The sequence below is a fragment of the Streptomyces tatrensis genome (assembly GCF_049310065.1).
Classification (GTDB): domain Bacteria; phylum Actinomycetota; class Actinomycetes; order Streptomycetales; family Streptomycetaceae; genus Streptomyces.
The window spans coordinates 4,552,085-4,568,914 of sequence record NZ_JBMDLB010000011.1 but is presented as its reverse complement, the minus strand read 5'-3'; the positions used below and the strand labels follow the sequence as shown (position 1 = coordinate 4,568,914).

At 71.5% G+C, this 16,830-nt stretch carries 19 protein-coding genes; 9 read left to right on the top strand and 10 right to left on the bottom strand.

All coding sequences use genetic code 11. From position 1 onward, the window contains the following. Positions 1–32: 32 nt before the first annotated feature. Positions 33–341 carry a hypothetical protein gene (locus ACODT5_RS36545; RefSeq protein WP_031145169.1) on the bottom strand — a complete coding sequence of 103 codons (309 nt, stop codon included), beginning with the start codon at positions 339–341 and terminating at the stop codon, positions 33–35. Between the two features lie 715 nt (positions 342–1,056). Between ACODT5_RS36545 and ACODT5_RS36540 the strand changes: the two genes are divergently transcribed. After that, positions 1,057–1,359, top strand: a complete 303-nt coding sequence (locus ACODT5_RS36540; protein WP_422523351.1) for a hypothetical protein — start codon at positions 1,057–1,059, stop codon at positions 1,357–1,359. A gap of 87 nt (positions 1,360–1,446) precedes the next feature. On the opposite strand, the gene ACODT5_RS36535 is transcribed toward ACODT5_RS36540, so the two are convergent. Both ACODT5_RS36535 and ACODT5_RS36530 read right to left on the bottom strand, forming a co-directional pair. Continuing rightward, on the bottom strand, positions 1,447–1,743 hold the full coding sequence (locus tag ACODT5_RS36535) for a hypothetical protein (protein ID WP_422523350.1): 297 nt from the start codon (positions 1,741–1,743) through the stop codon (positions 1,447–1,449). A 172-nt stretch (positions 1,744–1,915) separates the two neighbouring features. Then, positions 1,916–2,758, bottom strand: coding sequence for a pentapeptide repeat-containing protein (locus ACODT5_RS36530; protein ID WP_422523349.1), 843 nt, complete (start codon positions 2,756–2,758; stop codon positions 1,916–1,918). A gap of 99 nt (positions 2,759–2,857) precedes the next feature. Here ACODT5_RS36530 and ACODT5_RS36525 point away from each other — a divergent pair, with 99 nt between their 5' ends. The 4 genes from ACODT5_RS36525 to ACODT5_RS36510 all read left to right on the top strand — a co-directional run bounded on the left by ACODT5_RS36525 (position 2,858) and on the right by ACODT5_RS36510 (position 6,478). Further along, positions 2,858–3,466, top strand: a complete 609-nt coding sequence (locus tag ACODT5_RS36525) for a LysE family translocator (RefSeq protein WP_385371076.1) — start codon at positions 2,858–2,860, stop codon at positions 3,464–3,466. Positions 3,467–3,529: 63 nt separating this feature from the next. Then, positions 3,530–4,360, top strand: coding sequence for a thioesterase family protein (locus ACODT5_RS36520; RefSeq protein ID WP_422523348.1), 831 nt, complete (start codon positions 3,530–3,532; stop codon positions 4,358–4,360). A 172-nt stretch (positions 4,361–4,532) separates the two neighbouring features. Next, the gene (locus ACODT5_RS36515) at positions 4,533–5,552 is read left to right on the top strand and encodes a C40 family peptidase (protein WP_422523347.1); all 1,020 of its coding nucleotides are present in this window, start codon (positions 4,533–4,535) and stop codon (positions 5,550–5,552) included. A 212-nt stretch (positions 5,553–5,764) separates the two neighbouring features. After that, positions 5,765–6,478, top strand: a complete 714-nt coding sequence (locus ACODT5_RS36510; RefSeq protein WP_422523346.1) for a phosphatase PAP2 family protein — start codon at positions 5,765–5,767, stop codon at positions 6,476–6,478. 149 nt (positions 6,479–6,627) lie between these two features. On the opposite strand, the gene ACODT5_RS36505 is transcribed toward ACODT5_RS36510, so the two are convergent. Beyond that, positions 6,628–6,867 carry a hypothetical protein gene (locus ACODT5_RS36505; protein ID WP_422523345.1) on the bottom strand — a complete coding sequence of 80 codons (240 nt, stop codon included), beginning with the start codon at positions 6,865–6,867 and terminating at the stop codon, positions 6,628–6,630. A gap of 107 nt (positions 6,868–6,974) precedes the next feature. Further along, positions 6,975–7,205 (bottom strand): hypothetical protein, encoded by a 231-nt coding sequence (locus ACODT5_RS36500; RefSeq protein ID WP_422523344.1) that lies wholly within the window; start codon positions 7,203–7,205, stop codon positions 6,975–6,977. Positions 7,206–7,351: 146 nt separating this feature from the next. On the opposite strand from ACODT5_RS36500, the gene ACODT5_RS36495 reads away from it, so the two are divergent. Both ACODT5_RS36495 and ACODT5_RS36490 read left to right on the top strand, forming a co-directional pair. Continuing rightward, a complete protein-coding gene (locus tag ACODT5_RS36495) occupies positions 7,352–8,191 on the top strand; it encodes an SCO4651 family lipoprotein (RefSeq protein ID WP_422523343.1) in 840 nt (279 codons plus the stop codon). A gap of 175 nt (positions 8,192–8,366) precedes the next feature. Further along, positions 8,367–8,522, top strand: a complete 156-nt coding sequence (locus tag ACODT5_RS36490) for a hypothetical protein (protein WP_250744641.1) — start codon at positions 8,367–8,369, stop codon at positions 8,520–8,522. 15 nt (positions 8,523–8,537) lie between these two features. Here ACODT5_RS36490 and ACODT5_RS36485 read toward each other — a convergent pair whose 3' ends face one another. Continuing rightward, the gene (locus tag ACODT5_RS36485; RefSeq protein WP_422523342.1) at positions 8,538–8,918 is read right to left on the bottom strand and encodes a metal-sensitive transcriptional regulator; all 381 of its coding nucleotides are present in this window, start codon (positions 8,916–8,918) and stop codon (positions 8,538–8,540) included. 194 nt (positions 8,919–9,112) lie between these two features. On the opposite strand from ACODT5_RS36485, the gene ACODT5_RS36480 reads away from it, so the two are divergent. Both ACODT5_RS36480 and ACODT5_RS36475 read left to right on the top strand, forming a co-directional pair. Beyond that, positions 9,113–9,733: a DUF47 domain-containing protein gene (locus ACODT5_RS36480; protein ID WP_422523341.1), complete on the top strand. Its 621-nt coding sequence runs from the start codon at positions 9,113–9,115 to the stop codon at positions 9,731–9,733. 5 nt (positions 9,734–9,738) lie between these two features. Further along, entirely contained in the window at positions 9,739–10,737 is a 999-nt protein-coding gene (locus ACODT5_RS36475; RefSeq protein ID WP_422523340.1) for an inorganic phosphate transporter, read from the top strand. 81 nt (positions 10,738–10,818) lie between these two features. Here ACODT5_RS36475 and ACODT5_RS36470 read toward each other — a convergent pair whose 3' ends face one another. From ACODT5_RS36470 to ACODT5_RS36455, 4 genes are all read right to left on the bottom strand, one after another. Next, positions 10,819–12,255, bottom strand: coding sequence for an FG-GAP and VCBS repeat-containing protein (locus ACODT5_RS36470; protein ID WP_422523339.1), 1,437 nt, complete (start codon positions 12,253–12,255; stop codon positions 10,819–10,821). 19 nt (positions 12,256–12,274) lie between these two features. Beyond that, complete coding sequence (locus ACODT5_RS36465) at positions 12,275–13,696, bottom strand: FG-GAP and VCBS repeat-containing protein (protein ID WP_422523338.1); 1,422 nt, start codon at positions 13,694–13,696, stop codon at positions 12,275–12,277. Positions 13,697–13,730: 34 nt separating this feature from the next. Further along, on the bottom strand, positions 13,731–15,188 hold the full coding sequence (locus ACODT5_RS36460) for a VCBS repeat-containing protein (RefSeq protein WP_422523337.1): 1,458 nt from the start codon (positions 15,186–15,188) through the stop codon (positions 13,731–13,733). 90 nt (positions 15,189–15,278) lie between these two features. After that, on the bottom strand, positions 15,279–16,709 hold the full coding sequence (locus ACODT5_RS36455) for an FG-GAP-like repeat-containing protein (RefSeq protein WP_422523336.1): 1,431 nt from the start codon (positions 16,707–16,709) through the stop codon (positions 15,279–15,281). Between the last annotated feature and the right edge of the window lie 121 nt (positions 16,710–16,830).

The following is a 16,830-nucleotide window of genomic DNA, read 5'->3' as shown; positions in this document are numbered from 1 at the left end:
CGCGGCGTGGTGAGTCCTCATCAGGACTCGGGCTAGACGGCCATTCCGTAGACGATCGTGAAGAGGGTGCCCAGTGAGCCGATGATGAAGACGCCCGTCAGGCCGGCCACGATGAGGCCCTTGCCCTGTTCCGCGCTGAAGGTGTCGCGCAGTGCGGTCGCGCCGATGCGCTGCTTGGCCGCGCCCCAGATGGCGATGCCCAGGCAGAGCAGGATCGCCACGGCCATGACCACTTCGATCATGATCTTCGCCTCGTTGCCGAGACTGCCGAACGGCCCCCAGTTCGGGGCGATTCCGCCGATGATGGTGGTGATGTCGCCCTTTTCGGCTGCCAGGATCATGTAACTCACCGCCCCTGTATGGGTAGTTCCGGTAGCCCGTGCCCGGACGGCAGGGGTCACGCTCTATCTTCCCTGATGAAACCGCCGTCGGATGTCGACTTGGCTGCTCTCTTTACCCGATCTGTCGCCCCGGGTGCCGTTCGTACGTCCTGACCTGGGGTCGGGTGGCGTGTGGGGGAAAGAACGTATGGTCACTCTGTGTATCACGAGGGGTGACTGCGGGCAATGATTGTCGTCCCGGTGGGCTGGGTGGCTGTCGTGGGGGCGCCGTTTGGCGCAACGGGGCGGGGTTCGTTCGACCATACCGATGATGTTTTCCGACATTCCGTCAGTCGGTCGATCCGGGCCGTTGGTTGCGGGTGATGCTCCACGTGGATCGGTACGGAGACACGGGGAGTGGTGACGGATGGGTTCTCGCGGCAGGGCTGGACGGCGGGCGGTGTGGTGGGCCGGTGGGTTCGCGGTGCCGTTGGCGCTCGTGTTCACCGGGGTCTCGGCGGTCTCGGCTCCGGTGGCCGTTGCCGTCGGGAGCGGTGCGTGCGTGTCCCCCGTGTCCCCCGTGTCCCCGGGTGGGGATGGTGAGGAGCGGGTGGCGCCCGTGGGTGGCGGTGGCGGTGGCGAGTGTGCCGGGCCGCGTGGTCCGCAGGGGCCCAAGGGGCCGAAGGGGGACCGGGGGGCGAAGGGGGACCGGGGGCCGGCCGGTCCGTGTGTGGACATGGACTCCGTGCGGGCGCAGGGGAATCAGGAGCTCAGTGCCGCGCTGAGCCGGGGCAGGGCGTACATCGGACGGCGGACCGTGATGGGGACGACGGTCGGGGGCTACTCCTGGAAGGACCTCACCACGCCGGCCAACCCCGGTTTCCCGAGGGACGCGTGTGCGGTGTCCGTCACCTATACCGGCCAGCGGGCGTACGTGAAGGTGCTGACGACCGGCGGGGACGTCTCCGAGATCTTCTGCGACTACTCGGCCACGGGCTTCGCGTGCCCGCTCGGCTGGCAGGCCGTCGTCCGGCCCTGAGGGCCTGCTTCCCGACCGGCTTCCCCGCCGGTGCCGCGCCCGGGGCACGAGCCGGGCGCGGCACCCGCGGGGTGTCCGGGTCCGGGTCTACGGGACGAAGATGTTCGAGGCGAACGGGGCGAAGCGGGTCTCGCCGGAGTGGATGACGGCGATCACCGCCCCGGTGCACCAGCGGCCGCTGGTGATGAAGGCCGGGCTGTCGGTGTGGTTCGTGACCGCGGCGGGGCCGTCGTGCAGGATGCAGCCGGACGGTTCGTGGATCGCCCGGCCGTTGATGACCAGTTCGCCCGTGGACGCGTGCGCGGAGCCGCCGAGGCCGAGGACGAGGGTGGCGGCGGCCGCGAGGGTGCCGAGGGTGCCGAGGGTCGTGGTCGGTCGTCGCATGGTGGGGGAACCTCCAGTGAGCCGGCAGGTGACGATCATCTTCCGGATGTGTGGCTCACCGTAGGGGGTCGGGTGCACATGGTGACGGCCCTGGAGGGGCGTGTGGATGCGCTGGGGGCGCACACGTGTCCGGTGTGCGCCGCCCGTGGGTGGGTTCGGTCCCGGAGCCGCCCTACGGGAGCCAGTGCGCGGGGCGGGTGAGGGAGGGCGGGATGTGGGTCGCGGGGTTGCCCCGGGCCGCGTTCAGCTGGGGTTGCGTGAGGAAGAGGGCGCCCGTCAGGTCGGCGTCGCGCAGGTCGGTGTCGCGGAAGTCCGCGCCGATCAGGTCGGCCGTGCGCAGGTCGGCGCCGCTGAGGTCGGCTGCGATCAGGTAGGCGCCGCGGAGGTTCGCGCCGCGCAGGTCGGCGCCGGGGAGGCGGGCGCCCATCAGGTCGGCGCCGCGGTGGTTCTTCTTGCGGCCCGCCACCTTGGCCCGTACGAGCTCGCTGGTCTTGAGGAGCAGGGTGTTGACCTCCTGGCGCAGCGGGGTGATGTCGAACTCCGCGAGGTCCTCCGCGGTCGCCGAGGTCCATCGGGTGGTGTCGGCCAGGGCGGTGCGCAGCTGCGCGTGGAGCGGGCGGGCGGCGGGCAGGGTGAGGGCCTCGGCGAGGTAGAAGAGCAGCTCGTGCAGGCTCCGCATCACCGGGAAGACCGTGAACATCGGTCCGGCGGTGGCGGGGTGGGAGCGCCAGTCGCGGCCGCCGAAGGTGACCTGGGAGACCTGCTGGCCGGCGCCGAAGCAGTCGAAGACGGTGCAGCCCTGGAAGCCCTGCTCGCGCAGTCCGGTGTGGATGCCGCAGCGGAAGTCGGGCCGGAGGTTCTTGCAGGGGGTGCCGGCGGACTTGTTCACGGCGAAGTCGGTGGACTTGGAGAAGGGCAGGGCCACGCAGCAGAGTGCGAAGCATTGGGAGCAGTCCGCTTGCAGGAGGGGGAGCGGGGCGGGGGCGGCGGGGCCGGCGGGAGGAGGCTTGGGCACGTCCTCATTGTCTCCCCGTGGGGGAGTTGGGCGGCCGTGGGGTGGCCGGGACGCGGAAAGCCCTTGATCGTCACGGGCGGATCCGGGGAGCATCGCCGTATGACCGAAGTGATCGCAGTAGCCGTCATCACCTTCCTCGCCGTCATCAGTCCCGGCGCGGATTTCGCCATGGTCGTCCGCAACAGCTACCTCTACGGGCGGCCCACCGGGCTGTTCGCGGCCGCCGGGGTCGCGGCCGGGGTGCTGGTCCACGTCTCCTACACGATGCTCGGGGTCGGTCTGCTGATCGCCTCCTCCGCCGAACTGTTCACGGTGATCAAGCTCGCGGGCGCCGCGTACCTGGTGTGGATCGGGATACGGACCTTCCGGGCGCGCGCCGAGGTGGCCGTGGACCTGGAGGAGAAGGGCGGGTTGACGCCGCTCGGAGCGCTCCGGAGCGGGTTCCTGACCAATGTCCTCAACCCGAAGACCACGCTGTTCGTCGTGTCCACCTTCACGCAGGTGGTCGGGCCTGGGACCCCGGTGTGGCAGCAGGCCGGGTACGGGCTGTTCATGTCGGCGGCGCACCTGGGGTGGTTCGGGGCGGTCGCGCTGTTCTTCTCCAACTCCCGGCTGCGCGACCGGATGCTGAAGGCGCAGAAGACGCTGAACCGGGCCATCGGCTCGGTCCTGGTGGGGCTCGGGGTGGGGCTGGGCTTCGCCCGCTGAGTTGTCCCCAGGAGGAGGGGTGGGGCTGGCGGTCGCCGATTACCACTCGGTAGCGTGGCGGCCATGGGTGCCGGGAGTGGTGTCAGCGATGGCGGCGATGTCAGTGGCGTCGACGCGTTCTACGAGCGGGTCGACGCGGGGCGGTTCCTGGCGAGCGGCTACACGCGCGGCCCGTGGGATCCGGGCTCGCAGCACGCCGGACCGCCGGCCGCGCTGCTCGGGCGGGCGATCGAGGAGCGGCCGGGCGGGCGGGGCGACATGCGGATCGCCCGGATCACCTACGAGATCCTGCGGCCGGTGCCGATCGGCCCGTTGGAGCTGACGACCAGCGTGCTGCGGGCCGGCCGCGGTACCGAGGTGGTGGAGGCCGCGCTGGCCCCCGCCGGGGCCGCGCCCGTGATGCTGGCGCGGGCGCTGCGGATCCGGGTGGCGGGGGAGTCCGTACCGTCCGTCGTGCCGGGGCCGGAGCTGCCGCCGCCGGGGGAGGTGGGGCCCACGCCGTTCTTCCCGGTGCCGTGGGAGCAGGGCTACCACTCGGCGATGGAGACGCGCTTCACGCGGGGCGCGTTCGTCGAACTCGGTCCCGGGACCTGCTGGATGCGGATGCGGGTGCCGCTCGTGGCCGGGGAGGAGCCGCGGCCGCTGGACCGGGTGCTGGTCGCGGCGGATTCGGGCAACGGCATCAGCTCCGTCGTGGACTTCGGCCGGTACCTCTTCGTCAACGGCGACCTCACCGTGCACCTGCACCGCCATCCGGCCGGTGAATGGGTGTGCGTGGAGGCCCGTACGAGCGTGGACGCGGCGGGCATCGGGCTGGCGGACGCACGGCTGCACGACGAGAAGGGGCCGATCGGGCGGAGCGCGCAGAGCCTGTTCGTGGCGCCGAGGGGGTAGGACCCCAGGGGCACAAGTACTTCGTATCGTCCTATGAGTTCACTCGTCCGCCGCGAACTGTGCTCCAAGTGCCCCGGGTGGGGCGGTTCCTGTGCCGGTCCCCCGGCGGGATGATTCGACACGGGGTGGCGGGAGCCCCGGGAAAAGCCGTTCGATGGGGGAAGGTTGGCGGGTGCGCAGACTCTGGGTGGTCGGTGGAATCAGCTTCGGGGCGTGCCTGTGCTTTCTCGCCCTGCTCGTGGTCGGTACGTACTCGGCGGCCGCGGGCATCGCGACCGGCGCGGGCGGGCGGGCCGGCGGGCTCGCGAAGGGGGCCGTGCCGGGGAAGTACCAGTCCCTCGTGCAGAAGTGGGGCAACCTCTGCCCGACGCTCAGCCCCGCGCTGCTCGCCGCCCAGCTCTACTCGGAGAGCGGCTGGAACCCGGGCGCGGTGAGTCCGGCCGACGCGCGGGGCATCGCGCAGTTCATCCCGGGGACGTGGGCGACGCACGGCATCGACGGTGACGGCGACGGGGACCGTGACATCTGGGACCCGAACGACGCGATCCCGTCGGCGGCTTCGTACGACTGCGAACTGGCGCGGTACGTGTCCAAGGTGCCCGGGGACCCGGTGAAGAACATGCTGGCCGCCTACAACGCGGGTCCCGGCGCGGTGAAGCAGTACGGGGGCGTCCCGCCGTACCGGGAGACCCAGGGGTACGTGAAGACGATCACGAACCTCTCCAAGAGCTTCGAGGCGCCCATCGGGCGGGTGGCGCCCTCGCAGCAGGCCGCCGGGGCGATCTACTTCGCGCAGAAGCAGCTGGGGACCCCGTACCTGTGGGGCGGGAACGGGACGCCCGAGCAAGGCGGGCGGTTCGACTGCTCGGGGCTGACCCAGGCCGCGTACGAGTCGGTGGGGATCGATCTGCCGCGCGTGGCGAACGACCAGTACAACGCCGGTCCGCATCCCTCGCGCGCGGAACTGCTTCCGGGGGACCTGGTGTTCTTCTCCGACGATCTGACGAACTCCCGGGAGATCCGGCACGTCGGGCTCTACGTGGGCGGCGGGTACATGATCAACGCCCCGTTCACCGGAGCCGTGATCCGCTTCGACAAGATCGACACGCCCGACTACTTCGGTGCGACGCGCGTGACGAAGGACGGTGCGGAGGCGCTGCCCCGGCGCGAGGGCGTCGGCAACACAGCGTGAAGCAAAGGCCCTGAGCTGCGACGATGAGTCACTCTTCGATAACGTTGGGGTGATCATTCAGTGGAGAGTGGAACGTAGCCGCCAGAACGGGCGTTCCATGGTCACCGGGGGCAGACGAGCGGAAGTACCGGATTGATCACCGGGGGGCCAAGGGCCGCACATCGGGGTGCGGCCGCACGGGTACCGAGGCAAGGGCAAGGGGCCGCACCACCATGGCTGGACTCACAACAGGTGGGCCGAACGTGGATGTAAGCCTGCTGTACGAGATCAACGGACTGGCGCGGCACGCCCCGCACTGGCTCGACCGGACGGTCGTGCTCCTCGGCGAGTACGGGATCCTGCTGGCCCTCGTGCTCCTGGTGCTCTGGTGCTGGCGCGGAGCGCGCCGGCAGGACGAGTCCGCCGCCGTCGAGTCCTTCGCGGCGCTCGTGTGGGCCCCGCTCGCCGCCGGGGCCGCGCTGCTCCTGAACGTTCCGCTGCGGGAGTTCGTGGGCCGGCCGTGGCCGGCCGCGCAGCACGGACGGGTCGAGGTGCTGGACCCCGGCGCCGGGATCGGCGACAGCGCCTTCTCCTTCGTCAGCGACCACACCACGCTCGCGATGGCGCTCGGCGTCGGCCTGTTCGTGGCCCACCGCGGGTTCGGCTTCATCGGGATCGGGCTGGCCCTGCTGGAAGGGTTCACGCGGGTCTACATGGGCCTGCACTATCCGACCGACGTCATCGGCGGGCTCGCCCTGGGCACCGCGGTGGTGCTGCTGCTCGCGCCGCTCGCGATGGCGCTGCTGACCCCGGCGGTACGGGCGGTCGCCCGGTCCCCGCGGCTCGGCGTCCTGGTCCGCTCGCGCGACCGGGTGGTGGCCCGGCCGGTGGACCTCGCGGCGACGCCGCCGCCGGGGCGCGGGCACGAGAGCGACCTCGCGGCCTGACGGGCTGACCGGCGGCTCCGGGCGGTGCCCGGGGCGTCAGCCGATGCGGTACGAGTCCCAGACGCTCAGCACCACGGCCGCCAGCAGGCACAGCGCCGCGACCCCGAAGCAGACCCGGACCGCGGCCGGACGGGAGCGCGGGGGCGGGGTCACGGATCGCCGCCGGGGTCCGCGGCGTCCGCATCCGCCTCCGCGTCGGAGCGCCGGTAGCGGGAACGCAGCCACAGGCCGGTCGCGGCGGCCGCGGTCGTGGTGACCCCGATGGCCAGGGCGACGTCGCCGGGCCCGTCCGCCGTGCCCACGGGGCTGGCCCGGGCCGGTGTGGCGGGGGCGAACGCGATCAGCAGGGCCCAGGTGAGGGCGGCGAGTCGGGGCGCGGGTCCGGGCATGAGTCAAGGGCAACCGCTCCCGCGCGCGTCGGCCAGCCGGGCCGTCCGATCGAGCGAACCCGGGAGGGCGGGCAGGGGTGCCGGGTCCGTGGCGCTGAGGTCCCTGGTTACGCCGGGGCGTGGCCCGAGGCGTCCTTGCGGGCCAGGTCGCGGGAGCGGCGGGCCGGGCCGCGCCAGCCACAGGTGCAGACGGCGAGGCTGAACGAGCCGCGGTCCGAGGTGCTGGTGGCGTGATCGGTGGGCGGTGTCTGCGCCGGGTCGGTGCCGGGACCGGGGGTGCGGGGCAGCGGCACTGCGGCAAGCGGAGGGACGAGAGTCGCTTCGGTGTGCGGTTCCACTCCACCAAGGTACCGGGCCCGGGGCGGGCGGGGCACTGCCCCGGCGCGAGGAGGCCGTGGCCGTGACGGGAGGCCCGGGACCTCGTTAAGCGGAGCGGGTGGGGGCCTCGGGCAAACAGCGGTCACGCGTTGGGGGTTGGCAGGCGATGGTGGTGCACCAGCACAGGCGGAGGCCGGGACGCGCGGGTCGGGCTGCGGCCGCGGTCGGCCTGGCCCTGACGGTGGCGGCGTTGAGCGGATGCGGTGGCGACGCCGTCGCGGGCGACGACGCCCGGCCCGCCGAGGACCCGGCGGCGACGGTCCGCGGGGCCGCCGACGCGCTCCTGGCGACCGGGAGCGCGCAGGCCCGTACGGCCATGGAGATGGCGACGGGCGGCACGCGGGTCACGATCCGGGGCGAGGGCGGGGTCGACTTCAAGAACCGGATGGGGCAGCTGCTGGTCATGCTCCCCGACGACGCCAAGGGCAAGGCGGAACACCGGCCCATCACCGAGCTGCTCGTACCGGGCGCGCTCTACATGAAGAACCGGGGCGCGGGCGTCCCCGACGACAAGTGGGTCCGCATCGACACGACGGCCCTCGCCGACGGGAACCTCGTCACCGGCGGGGCCACCGACCCGATGGCCGCCGCGGAGCTGCTGCGCGGGGCGCGGGAGGTGAGTTACGTGGGCGAGACCGAGGTGGCCGGGACCAAGGTGCGGCACTTCCGGGGGACGACGGACATCGCGCGGGCCGCGGCGCAGGCCTCACCGGCGGTGAAGGGCGCGCTGGAGGCGGCGGCGAAAGGGTTCAGCAAGGGCGCGGTGCCCTTCGACGCCTACCTCGACGCCGAGGGCCTGCTGCGGAAGGTCCGCCACCGCTTCACGTACGTCAACAACGGCGTGATCGACGTGTCCTCCACCACGCTGCTCTACGGCTTCGGGACCCCGGTCACCGTCGTACTGCCTGCCGAGGGAGACATCTACGCCGGGAAGATCGCCGATTAGCCGGCCGGAGTCCCCGGAGCCCCCGGGGGCGGCGCGATCGGGCCATGACCGGCCGGCGGTCCAGTGTGGGGGGGCCGGAAATGGTCCATCCGTGTCATGTGCGCCGCGCCGCGCGCTCCCTACGCTGAGAAGCCGAGCGCCGGCAACCGGACGACGGCAGATTGAGGTGACACGCGTGACTCCCGCAGGCGGTTCGACGGTGCAGGACCTCGTGGCTCTGGCCGAGATCGAACTGTGCGGGGAGCTGATCATCGCGGCGTCGGCCGTGGCCGAGGAGAGACTCAGCCAGGACCGGATCGACGAGGTGCTGATGGGCGTCTGGTCCGGCTGACCCCCCGTCCCCCGGTCAGGTGCGCAGCAGCCGGGCGATCGCCTTCGTCGCTTCCTCGACCTTGGCGTCGATCTCTCCCCCGCCCTTGACGGCCGCGTCGGCGACGCAGTGCCGCAGGTGCTCCTCCAGTAGCTGGAGCGCGAAGGACTGGAGCGCCTTCGTGCTCGCCGAGACCTGGGTGAGTATGTCGATGCAGTAGACGTCCTCGTCCACGAGGCGCTGGAGACCCCGGATCTGGCCCTCGATCCGGCGCAGGCGCTTGAGGTGCTCGTCCTTCTGGTGGTGGTAGCCGTGCACCGCGACGGCGCCCGCTTCGACGCCCGTGTCAGCGCCCGTGTCCGTGTCGGCGCCCGTGTCCGTGGTGGCTCCGGAGCCCTCCGCCTGGATGGCAGTCATGCGTCCTCCCGTGGTCCGGAATGGGGGACCTATACCCCTCATGGGTATAGGGTACCGGCCCCTGGCCGCAGGGGCAGGGGCCCGGTGTCCTCACTCTGCCTGATGGAGGACACTGGGGAACTGCCGGTTAGCCGTGGCCGGGGGATGCGCCTAGCATCAGCCTGACCGAATCCAATGCACCCCGAGGACCTCACGTGCGATTTCGTCTGACCCCCAGGGAGACGAGCTTCTACGACATGTTCGCCGCATCCGCGGACAACATCGTCACGGGCTCGAAGCTCCTGATGGAACTGCTCGGAGCGGACATGTCCGCCCGAGCCGAGATCGCGGAGCGGATGCGGGCAGCGGAGCACGCGGGAGACGACGCCACCCACGCGATCTTCCACCAGCTCAACTCCTCGTTCATCACGCCGTTCGACCGCGAGGACATCTACAAGCTGGCGTCCTGCCTCGACGACATCATGGACTTCATGGAAGAGGCGGTCGACCTGGTCGTCCTCTACAACGTGGAGGAGCTCCCCAAGGGTGTCGAGCAGCAGATCGAGGTGCTGGCGCGCGCGGCCGAGCTGACCGCCGAGGCCATGCCCCATCTGCGCACGATGGAGAACCTGACCGAGTACTGGATCGAGGTCAACCGTCTGGAGAACCAGGCCGACCAGATCCACCGCAAGCTGCTCGCCCAGCTCTTCAACGGCAAGTACGACGCCATCGAGGTGCTGAAGCTCAAGCAGATCGTCGACGTGCTCGAAGAGGCGGCCGACGCGTTCGAGCACGTCGCGAACACGGTGGAGACCATCGCGGTCAAGGAGTCCTGAACCTCGTGGACACCTTCGCTCTGGTCGTGACCATCGGTGTCGCGCTCGGCTTTACGTATACGAATGGTTTTCACGACTCCGCGAACGCGATCGCGACCTCGGTCTCGACCCGTGCGCTGACCCCGCGCGCCGCGCTCGCGATGGCCGCGGTCATGAACCTCGCCGGTGCCTTCCTCGGCAGCGGGGTCGCCAAGACGGTGAGCGAGGGCCTGATCGAGACGCCCCACGGCAACCGGGGCATGTGGATCCTCTTCGCGGCGCTCGTCGGCGCGATCGTGTGGAACCTGATCACCTGGTACTTCGGCCTGCCCTCGTCCTCCTCGCACGCCCTGTTCGGCGGCATGGTGGGCGCGGCGCTGGCGGGCGGCACCGAGGTGCTCTGGTCGGGCGTGGTCGACAAGGTCGTCATCCCGATGTTCATCTCGCCGGTCGTCGGCCTCGTGGTCGGCTACCTGGTGATGGTCGCCATCATGTGGATGTTCCGCCGGTCCAACCCGCACAAGGCCAAGCGCGGCTTCCGCATCGCGCAGACGGTCTCCGCGGCCGGCATGGCGCTCGGCCACGGTCTGCAGGACGCGCAGAAGACCATGGGCATCGTGATGATGGCCCTGGTCATCGCCGACGTGCAGAACGCGGGCGACTCGATCCCGGTCTGGGTCAAGATCGCCTGTGCCGTGATGCTCTCGCTGGGTACGTACGCGGGCGGCTGGCGCATCATGCGCACGCTCGGCCGCAAGATCATCGAGCTGGACCCGCCGCAGGGCTTCGCGGCGGAGACCACCGGCGCCTCGATCATGTTCGGCTCGGCGTTCCTCTTCCACGCGCCGATCTCCACCACCCACGTGATCACCTCGGCGATCATGGGTGTGGGCGCGACCAAGCGGGTGAACGCGGTCCGCTGGGGCGTCGCCAAGAACATCATCCTGGGCTGGTTCATCACCATGCCCGCCGCGGCGCTGGTCGCGGCGCTCAGCTTCTGGGTGGTCAACCTCGCCTTCGTGTGACCGCACGAGTCCGAGTCGTACGGACACCAGTGAGCCCCGCCGGATCGGCTGATCCGGCGGGGCTCACTGGTGTGCGGGGGGTTAGGGCAGGGGGAGCTTTCCGGTGCCGAAGCTGTAGCCGAAGCGGGCGCGGCCGGCCGGTCCGCCGAGGCCGGCCAGGTTGTGGCTGGTGGCGCCGGTGCCGATGACGCCGGTGGTGTCGGTCTTCAGCTTCCAGACCCGGCCGGTGAAGCTGTCCTCGCCGTACCCGCTGACGTAGAGCTCGGGCTTTCCGTCCTTGTCCGCGTCGAGCAGGGTCGTGCGCGCGCCGAAGTGGTCGAAGCGCTCGGAGGTGCTGGGGACGCCCGCCGAGTTCTGGGTGAACACCTTGGAGCCGGTCCCGGTGATGCCCGAGGCGCTGCCGCGCAGCACGGTGACCGAGCCGGACTGGTGCGTGGCGGTCAGGTCGGTGCCGGTCTCCCAGGGGGCGCCGACGACGATGTCGGCGTAACCGTCGCCGTCGGTGTCCCCGGCGGCGACCGCGCTGCCCCACCGGTCGTCGGCTTCCGCGACGCCGGGGACCCCGGGACTGTCCTGCGTGTAGGTGAGCACCTCGGGCAGGGTGCGGGGCATCTTCGGGCCGCCGTAGGAGACGTGGATCCGGCTGCCGTCCTTGTCGAACTGCTTGGCCTCTCCGCCGACGAAGTCCTGGTAGCCGTCCTTGTTGATGTCGCCGAACGCGCCGTCGGTCGGGCCCCTGACCACGCCGACGGGGGTCGGGCCGGCCGGCCCGCCCTGGTAGACCACGCCATTGGTCCAGCCCGTGGCGATGACGTCCGCGGTGCCGTCTCCGGTCATGTCGGCGACGTAGAGCCCGATGATGCGGAGGCTTTCCAGGTTCGTGGTGTGGCGGACCTGGACCGCCGCCGGCTTGCCCGTCGCGAAATCGAAGGGTCCCTGGAACACCACCAGCTTGCCGGCGGGCGCCTGGAACTCGTCGGCGACCGTGAGGAGGTCGGGGACGCCGTCACCGGTGACGTCGCCGACCGCGACGGCCGTATTCGGTGACAGGTACGACCCGTCGGGGAGGCGCGATCCGTGATTGATCCGGCCTGGGTCACGGCCGGTGAGGCCGTCCTTGCTGCCGCGCAGGATGAGGACCCCGTGGCCGTCGCGCACGATCAGGTCGGTGTAGCCGTCGTGGTTCACGTCGCCCTGGCCGGAGATCGAGCCGAACCCGCCGTTCTCGGTCACCTCGCCGGGAACGCCGGGGGTGGCGCGGGAGATCAGCGCGGCCGTGGTCTGCAGGCCGGTGCGGGAGCCGTACTGGACGGAGAGCATCCCGGCTCGGGGGAGATCGCCGACGGTCGCGCTGTGGGCGCTGGTCGCGAGGTCGGGGTAGCCGTCGCCGTTGAAGTCGGCGGTGGCGCTGGGGGGCGCGGCGGCCGGGGCGGCGACGGCGGGGGTCAGGGCGGTGGCGGCGAGGGCGGCGGCCGCCGCGCTCGTGGCGGCCAGGGTGAGGAGGTGCTGCTTGCGCATGGTGGAGGCCCTTTCGGAATCAGCCGGCGGTGCGGAAGCCGAAGGAGGCGAGGCCCTTCGGGCCGCCGAGGTCGGTGAGGGTGAAGCTGGTGGCGCCGGTCCCGATGACGCCGGTGGCGTCGGTCTTCAGCTTCCAGACGCGGCCGGTGAAGTTGTCCTCGCCGTGTCCGCCGACGTAGACCTCGGGCTTGCCGTTCTTGTCGCTGTCCAGGACGCGGATGGTGGTGGCGAACTTGTCGTCGAGCTCGGAGGTGCTGGGGACGCCGGTGGAGTTCTGGGTGAAGGACTTGGCGCCGGTGGTGGTGATGCCGGTCTTGCTGCCGCGCAGGATGGTGAGGGCGCCGGAGCGGGCGGTGGTGGCCGGGTCGGTGCCGGTTTCGCCGGGGGCGCCGATGAGGACGTCGGCGTAGCCGTCCTGGTCGGTGTCGGCGACGGTGACCGCCTGGCCGAAGAGGTCGCCCGTCTCGCTGACGCCGGGCACGCCCGTGCTGCTCTGGCTGTACGAGCGGGAGGGGAGGGTGGTGCTGATGCCGTTCGGGCCGCCGTAGACGACGGTCACCTTCTCGCCGGCGCCGCTGGCGAAGTCCTGGTGACCGTCCCCGTTGATGTCGCCGAAGCCGCCGGGGTTCATCAAGGCGGGCGCGGCGCCGACCTTGACCAGGCCGCCCGGGCGCGTGCCCTTGAACAGAGTGGCCTTGTACACCCAATTCCGGTCGGCCCCGCCCACCAGCATGTCGCCGATGCCGTCGCCGGTCATGTCGCCGACCTTGATGGAGGCGGTTTCGTGGCCGTCCAGGGACGCGGTGTCGCGACGGACGATCGACTTCGGCTTGCCCGTGGTCCGGTCGAACGGCCCGAACTCGGTGACCAGACCGTGGCCGAGGCGGCCGCTGCCCCAGCTCACCGAGTGGATGTCCGGGATGCCGTCCCCGTTGACGTCGCCGATGGTGGCGGCGGCGTAGAGGCGGTCCGGTCCGCTGGGCAGGTTCCCGTTCGGGACGGTGACGGAGGAGCCCGTGATGCCCCGCTTGCTGCCCCAGAGGATCTCGATGCGGCCGTAGTCGGAGACCAGCAGGTCGTCGTAGCCGTCCTTGTCGAAGTCGCCGTGGCCGCTGACGTGGCTCCATTTGCCGGTCACGCTGGGGTCGCCCGCGACGCCGTCGGTGGCCTGGCTGATGACGGACGCCTTGTCGTACTGGAAGCCGGTGGCCGAGCCGTAGACCACGGACAACGCCCCCGCCTTGCTCAGCCCGTTGACGGTGGCGGTGTGGGCGCCGATGGCGAGGTCGGGGTAGCCGTCGGCGTTGAAGTCGGCGGTGTCGGGGGCGGCGAGCGCCGGGGCGGGCGCCGTGGGAGCGGCAGCCGAGGCCGGGGCGGTTCCCGCGACGGCGAGGACTGTGGCCGCGCCCGCGACGGCGGTCAGCAGGGTGTGCTTGCGCATGGTGAAGGTCCTTGGGAGTAGAGGTGCTGCCGGGTCAGCCGGCGAAGCGGTAGCCGAAGTTGGAGGCGCCCGAGCTGCCGCCGAAGGCGGTCAGGCCGAAGCTGGTGGCGCCGGTGCCGGTGAGGCCGGTGCCGGGGACCGTGAGGAGCTTCCAGACGCGGCCGTCGTAGAGGTCCTCGCCGTTGCCGCCCACGTAGACCTCGGGCTCGCCGTTCTTGTCGGTGTCGATCGCGGTGAGCGCGGAGCCGAAGTGGTCGTTGCTGTCGGAGGTGCTGGGGACGCCCACGGTGTTCTGGGTGAGGGTCTGCGCGCCGGCGGTGGTGATGCCGGTCCTGCTGCCGCGCAGCACGGTGAGGGCGCCGGACCGGGCGGTGGTGGTCTCGTCGCCGGCGGTCTCGTACGGCGCGCCGACCAGCAGGTCCGCGGATCCGTCGCCGTCGGTGTCGGTGATCGCCAGGGTGCTGCCCCACAGGTCGCCCAGCTCGGCGATGCCCGGGACGCCGATGGAGGACTGGGTGAGGAGCCGGGCGGGCGCGGTGGTGTTGAGGCCCTTGGGGCCCCCGTAGTTCACGCTGACGGCATCCCGCTCGATGTCGCTCCGCGTCGCGGTGAGGCCGACGGCCAGGTCCAGGTACCCGTCGCCGTTGAGGTCGCCGAAGGCGGAGCCGGTGACGTGCGAGTGCCCCGCGTACTGCTTGAACGTGCCGCTGCCCTTGACCAGGCCGGTGCGACTGCCCTTGAGGACCTTGCTCTTGGGTTTGTCGCCGCGGTCGTCGCGGTCGCCGCTGACGATGACGTCGGCGAACCCGTCGCCGGTGACGTCCGCGACGAAGAGGGCGCGGGGGCCGCCCATCTTGTCTTCCTTCTCGATGTCGCGGAAGACGGTGGACGCGGGCCTGCCCGTGCTGCGGTCGACCGGCCCGTACAGGACGCTCAGGCCTACGGTGGGGCCGCCGTGGGAGCGGATGACGAGGTCGGCGGTGCCGTCGCCGTTGACGTCGCCGCTGCCGAAGGCGCCGTCGAGCAGGGTGGGGTCGGTGGCCGTGTGGTTGCCCGCGGGGAGGGTGGTGGAGGCGCCCGTGATACCGCTCGGGGAGCCCCAGAGGATCAGGTTCTTGTCGATCCAGCGGATGTACAGGTCGTCGTGGCCGTCGCCGTCGAAGTCTCCGTGGGCCGCGACCTCGTGCCACTTGCCGTCCTCGACCGGGTGGTCGGGGACGCCGGGGGTGGCCTGGCTGACGGCCGGCTGGTCGTACCTCAGTCCGGTGGCCGAGCCGTAGGCGACGGTGAAGGCGCCGGCCCGCTTGACGCCGTCGACGGTTGCGGTGTGGGCGCCGATCGCGAGGTCGGGGTAGCCGTCGCCGTTGAAGTCGGCGGTGTCACGGGCCGTGGACGGGGAGGCGGCCGGGGTCGCGGTGCCGGCGGTCGGGCTGGTGAGACCGATGACGGCGGCGATGCAGGCGGCTGTGGTGAGGAACGTGCGCGTGCGCATGGGCTGGGTGTCCCCCGTGGAACCGATGGGTGGTGGGGTGCGGGCCGGGCCCCTTGGCGGGAGGGGGCCGGCCCGGAGGCGTCGTGTTGCCTACTTGCCGAACCAGGCGCCGAAGTGGGCGCTGCCGTAGCCGCCGCCCAGGTTGAAGGACGTGGCACCGGTTCCGGTCAGGCTCGTGCCGCTGTTCTGCAGCTGCCAGACCCGGCCGACCCAGGTGTCCTCGCCGTTGCCGCCGACGTACAGCTCGGGCTTGCCGTCCTTGTTCGCGTCGAGGAGGGTGACCGCCCTGCCGAAGTGGTCGGACTTCTCCGAGGTGCTGGGGATGCCCGCCGAGTTCTGGGTGAAGACCTGGGAACCGGTGCCGGTCGGGCCGGTCTTGGAGCCGCGCAGCACGGTGACGGCACCGGACACTTCGGTGGTGGCCTCCGTGCCCGACTCCCAGGAAGCACCGACGACGAGGTCGGCGTAGCCGTCCTGGTCGATGTCGCCGAGGGTGACGTCGTTGCCCCAGCGGTCGCCCTTCTCGTTGACGCCCGGGACGCCGGCGGAGTCCTGGTCGTAGACGCGGGCGGGCAGGGTCTTGCTCACGCCGTCGGGGCCGCCGTAGGTGACGGTGATGGCGCCGGTCATCTTCGAGTCGAACGCCTGGGGCCTGCCGACGAAGTCGCGGTATCCGTCCCCGTTGATGTCCCCGAACGAGCCGCCGTAACGCGAGTTGAGCCCGCCGCCCTGGACCGGGCCGGCGGGGGTGCCCTTGAGGAGGAGGGCTTTGAAGTGCCCGCCCTGGGTGCTTGTACCCATCGTCACGATGTCGGCGATGCCGTCGCCGGTCATGTCACCTACGCGGACTCCACTGGCGGACACTTCGTCCATGGCCTGGGTGTCCCGGAACTGGGTGGAGGCCGGCTTCCCGGTGGCGCGGTCGAAGGGGCCGAGCCGCGTGGCCATGCCCCAGTTGGTGTTCGTGGTGCCGACCTGGGCGGGCAGGACGAGGTCGTCCTTGCCGTCGCCGTTGACGTCCCCGATCGCCAGCGAGTTCGTTTCGACCCTGGGTGACTGGATGGTTCCGGCGCCCGCCGGGAGGTCGGTTCCGCCCGAGATGCCGGACGCACTGCCCCACAGCACCAGGACCTTCCCGGAGGAGATGACCGCCAGGTCGTCGTAGCCGTCGGCGTTCAGGTCGCCGTAGGCCGACTCGACGCCCCCGGCGAGGCCGGTGGGCTCGCCAGGGATGCCGGGGGTGGCGCGGCTGATCAGCTGCTGCTTGTCGTGGCGCAGGCCGGTGGGGGAGCCGTAGACGACGGAGACGAGGCCGGCCCCCTTGATCCCGTTGACGGTGGCGCGCGGGGCGCCGACGGCCAGGTCGGCGTAACCGTCGCCGTTGAAGTCGGCGGAGTCCTCGGCCACGGACTTCGCCGTGGCCGCCGGAGCGATGGGTGCGGCCGTGGCGGGGGACGGGCCGGTGACGGCCAGCACGGCTGCGGTGCATGTGGCGGCCGTCAGGTACGTGGTCCTACGCATTGGATCCCCCCGGTGTCCGGTGGCGGCCGCAAGGGCCGTTCCCGGTACGCGACTTGTCGCTGGCGTACGTATGACCGGCGAGTGGGGGGCAGGGTTGTTGTGATCCAGATCACGATGCGCG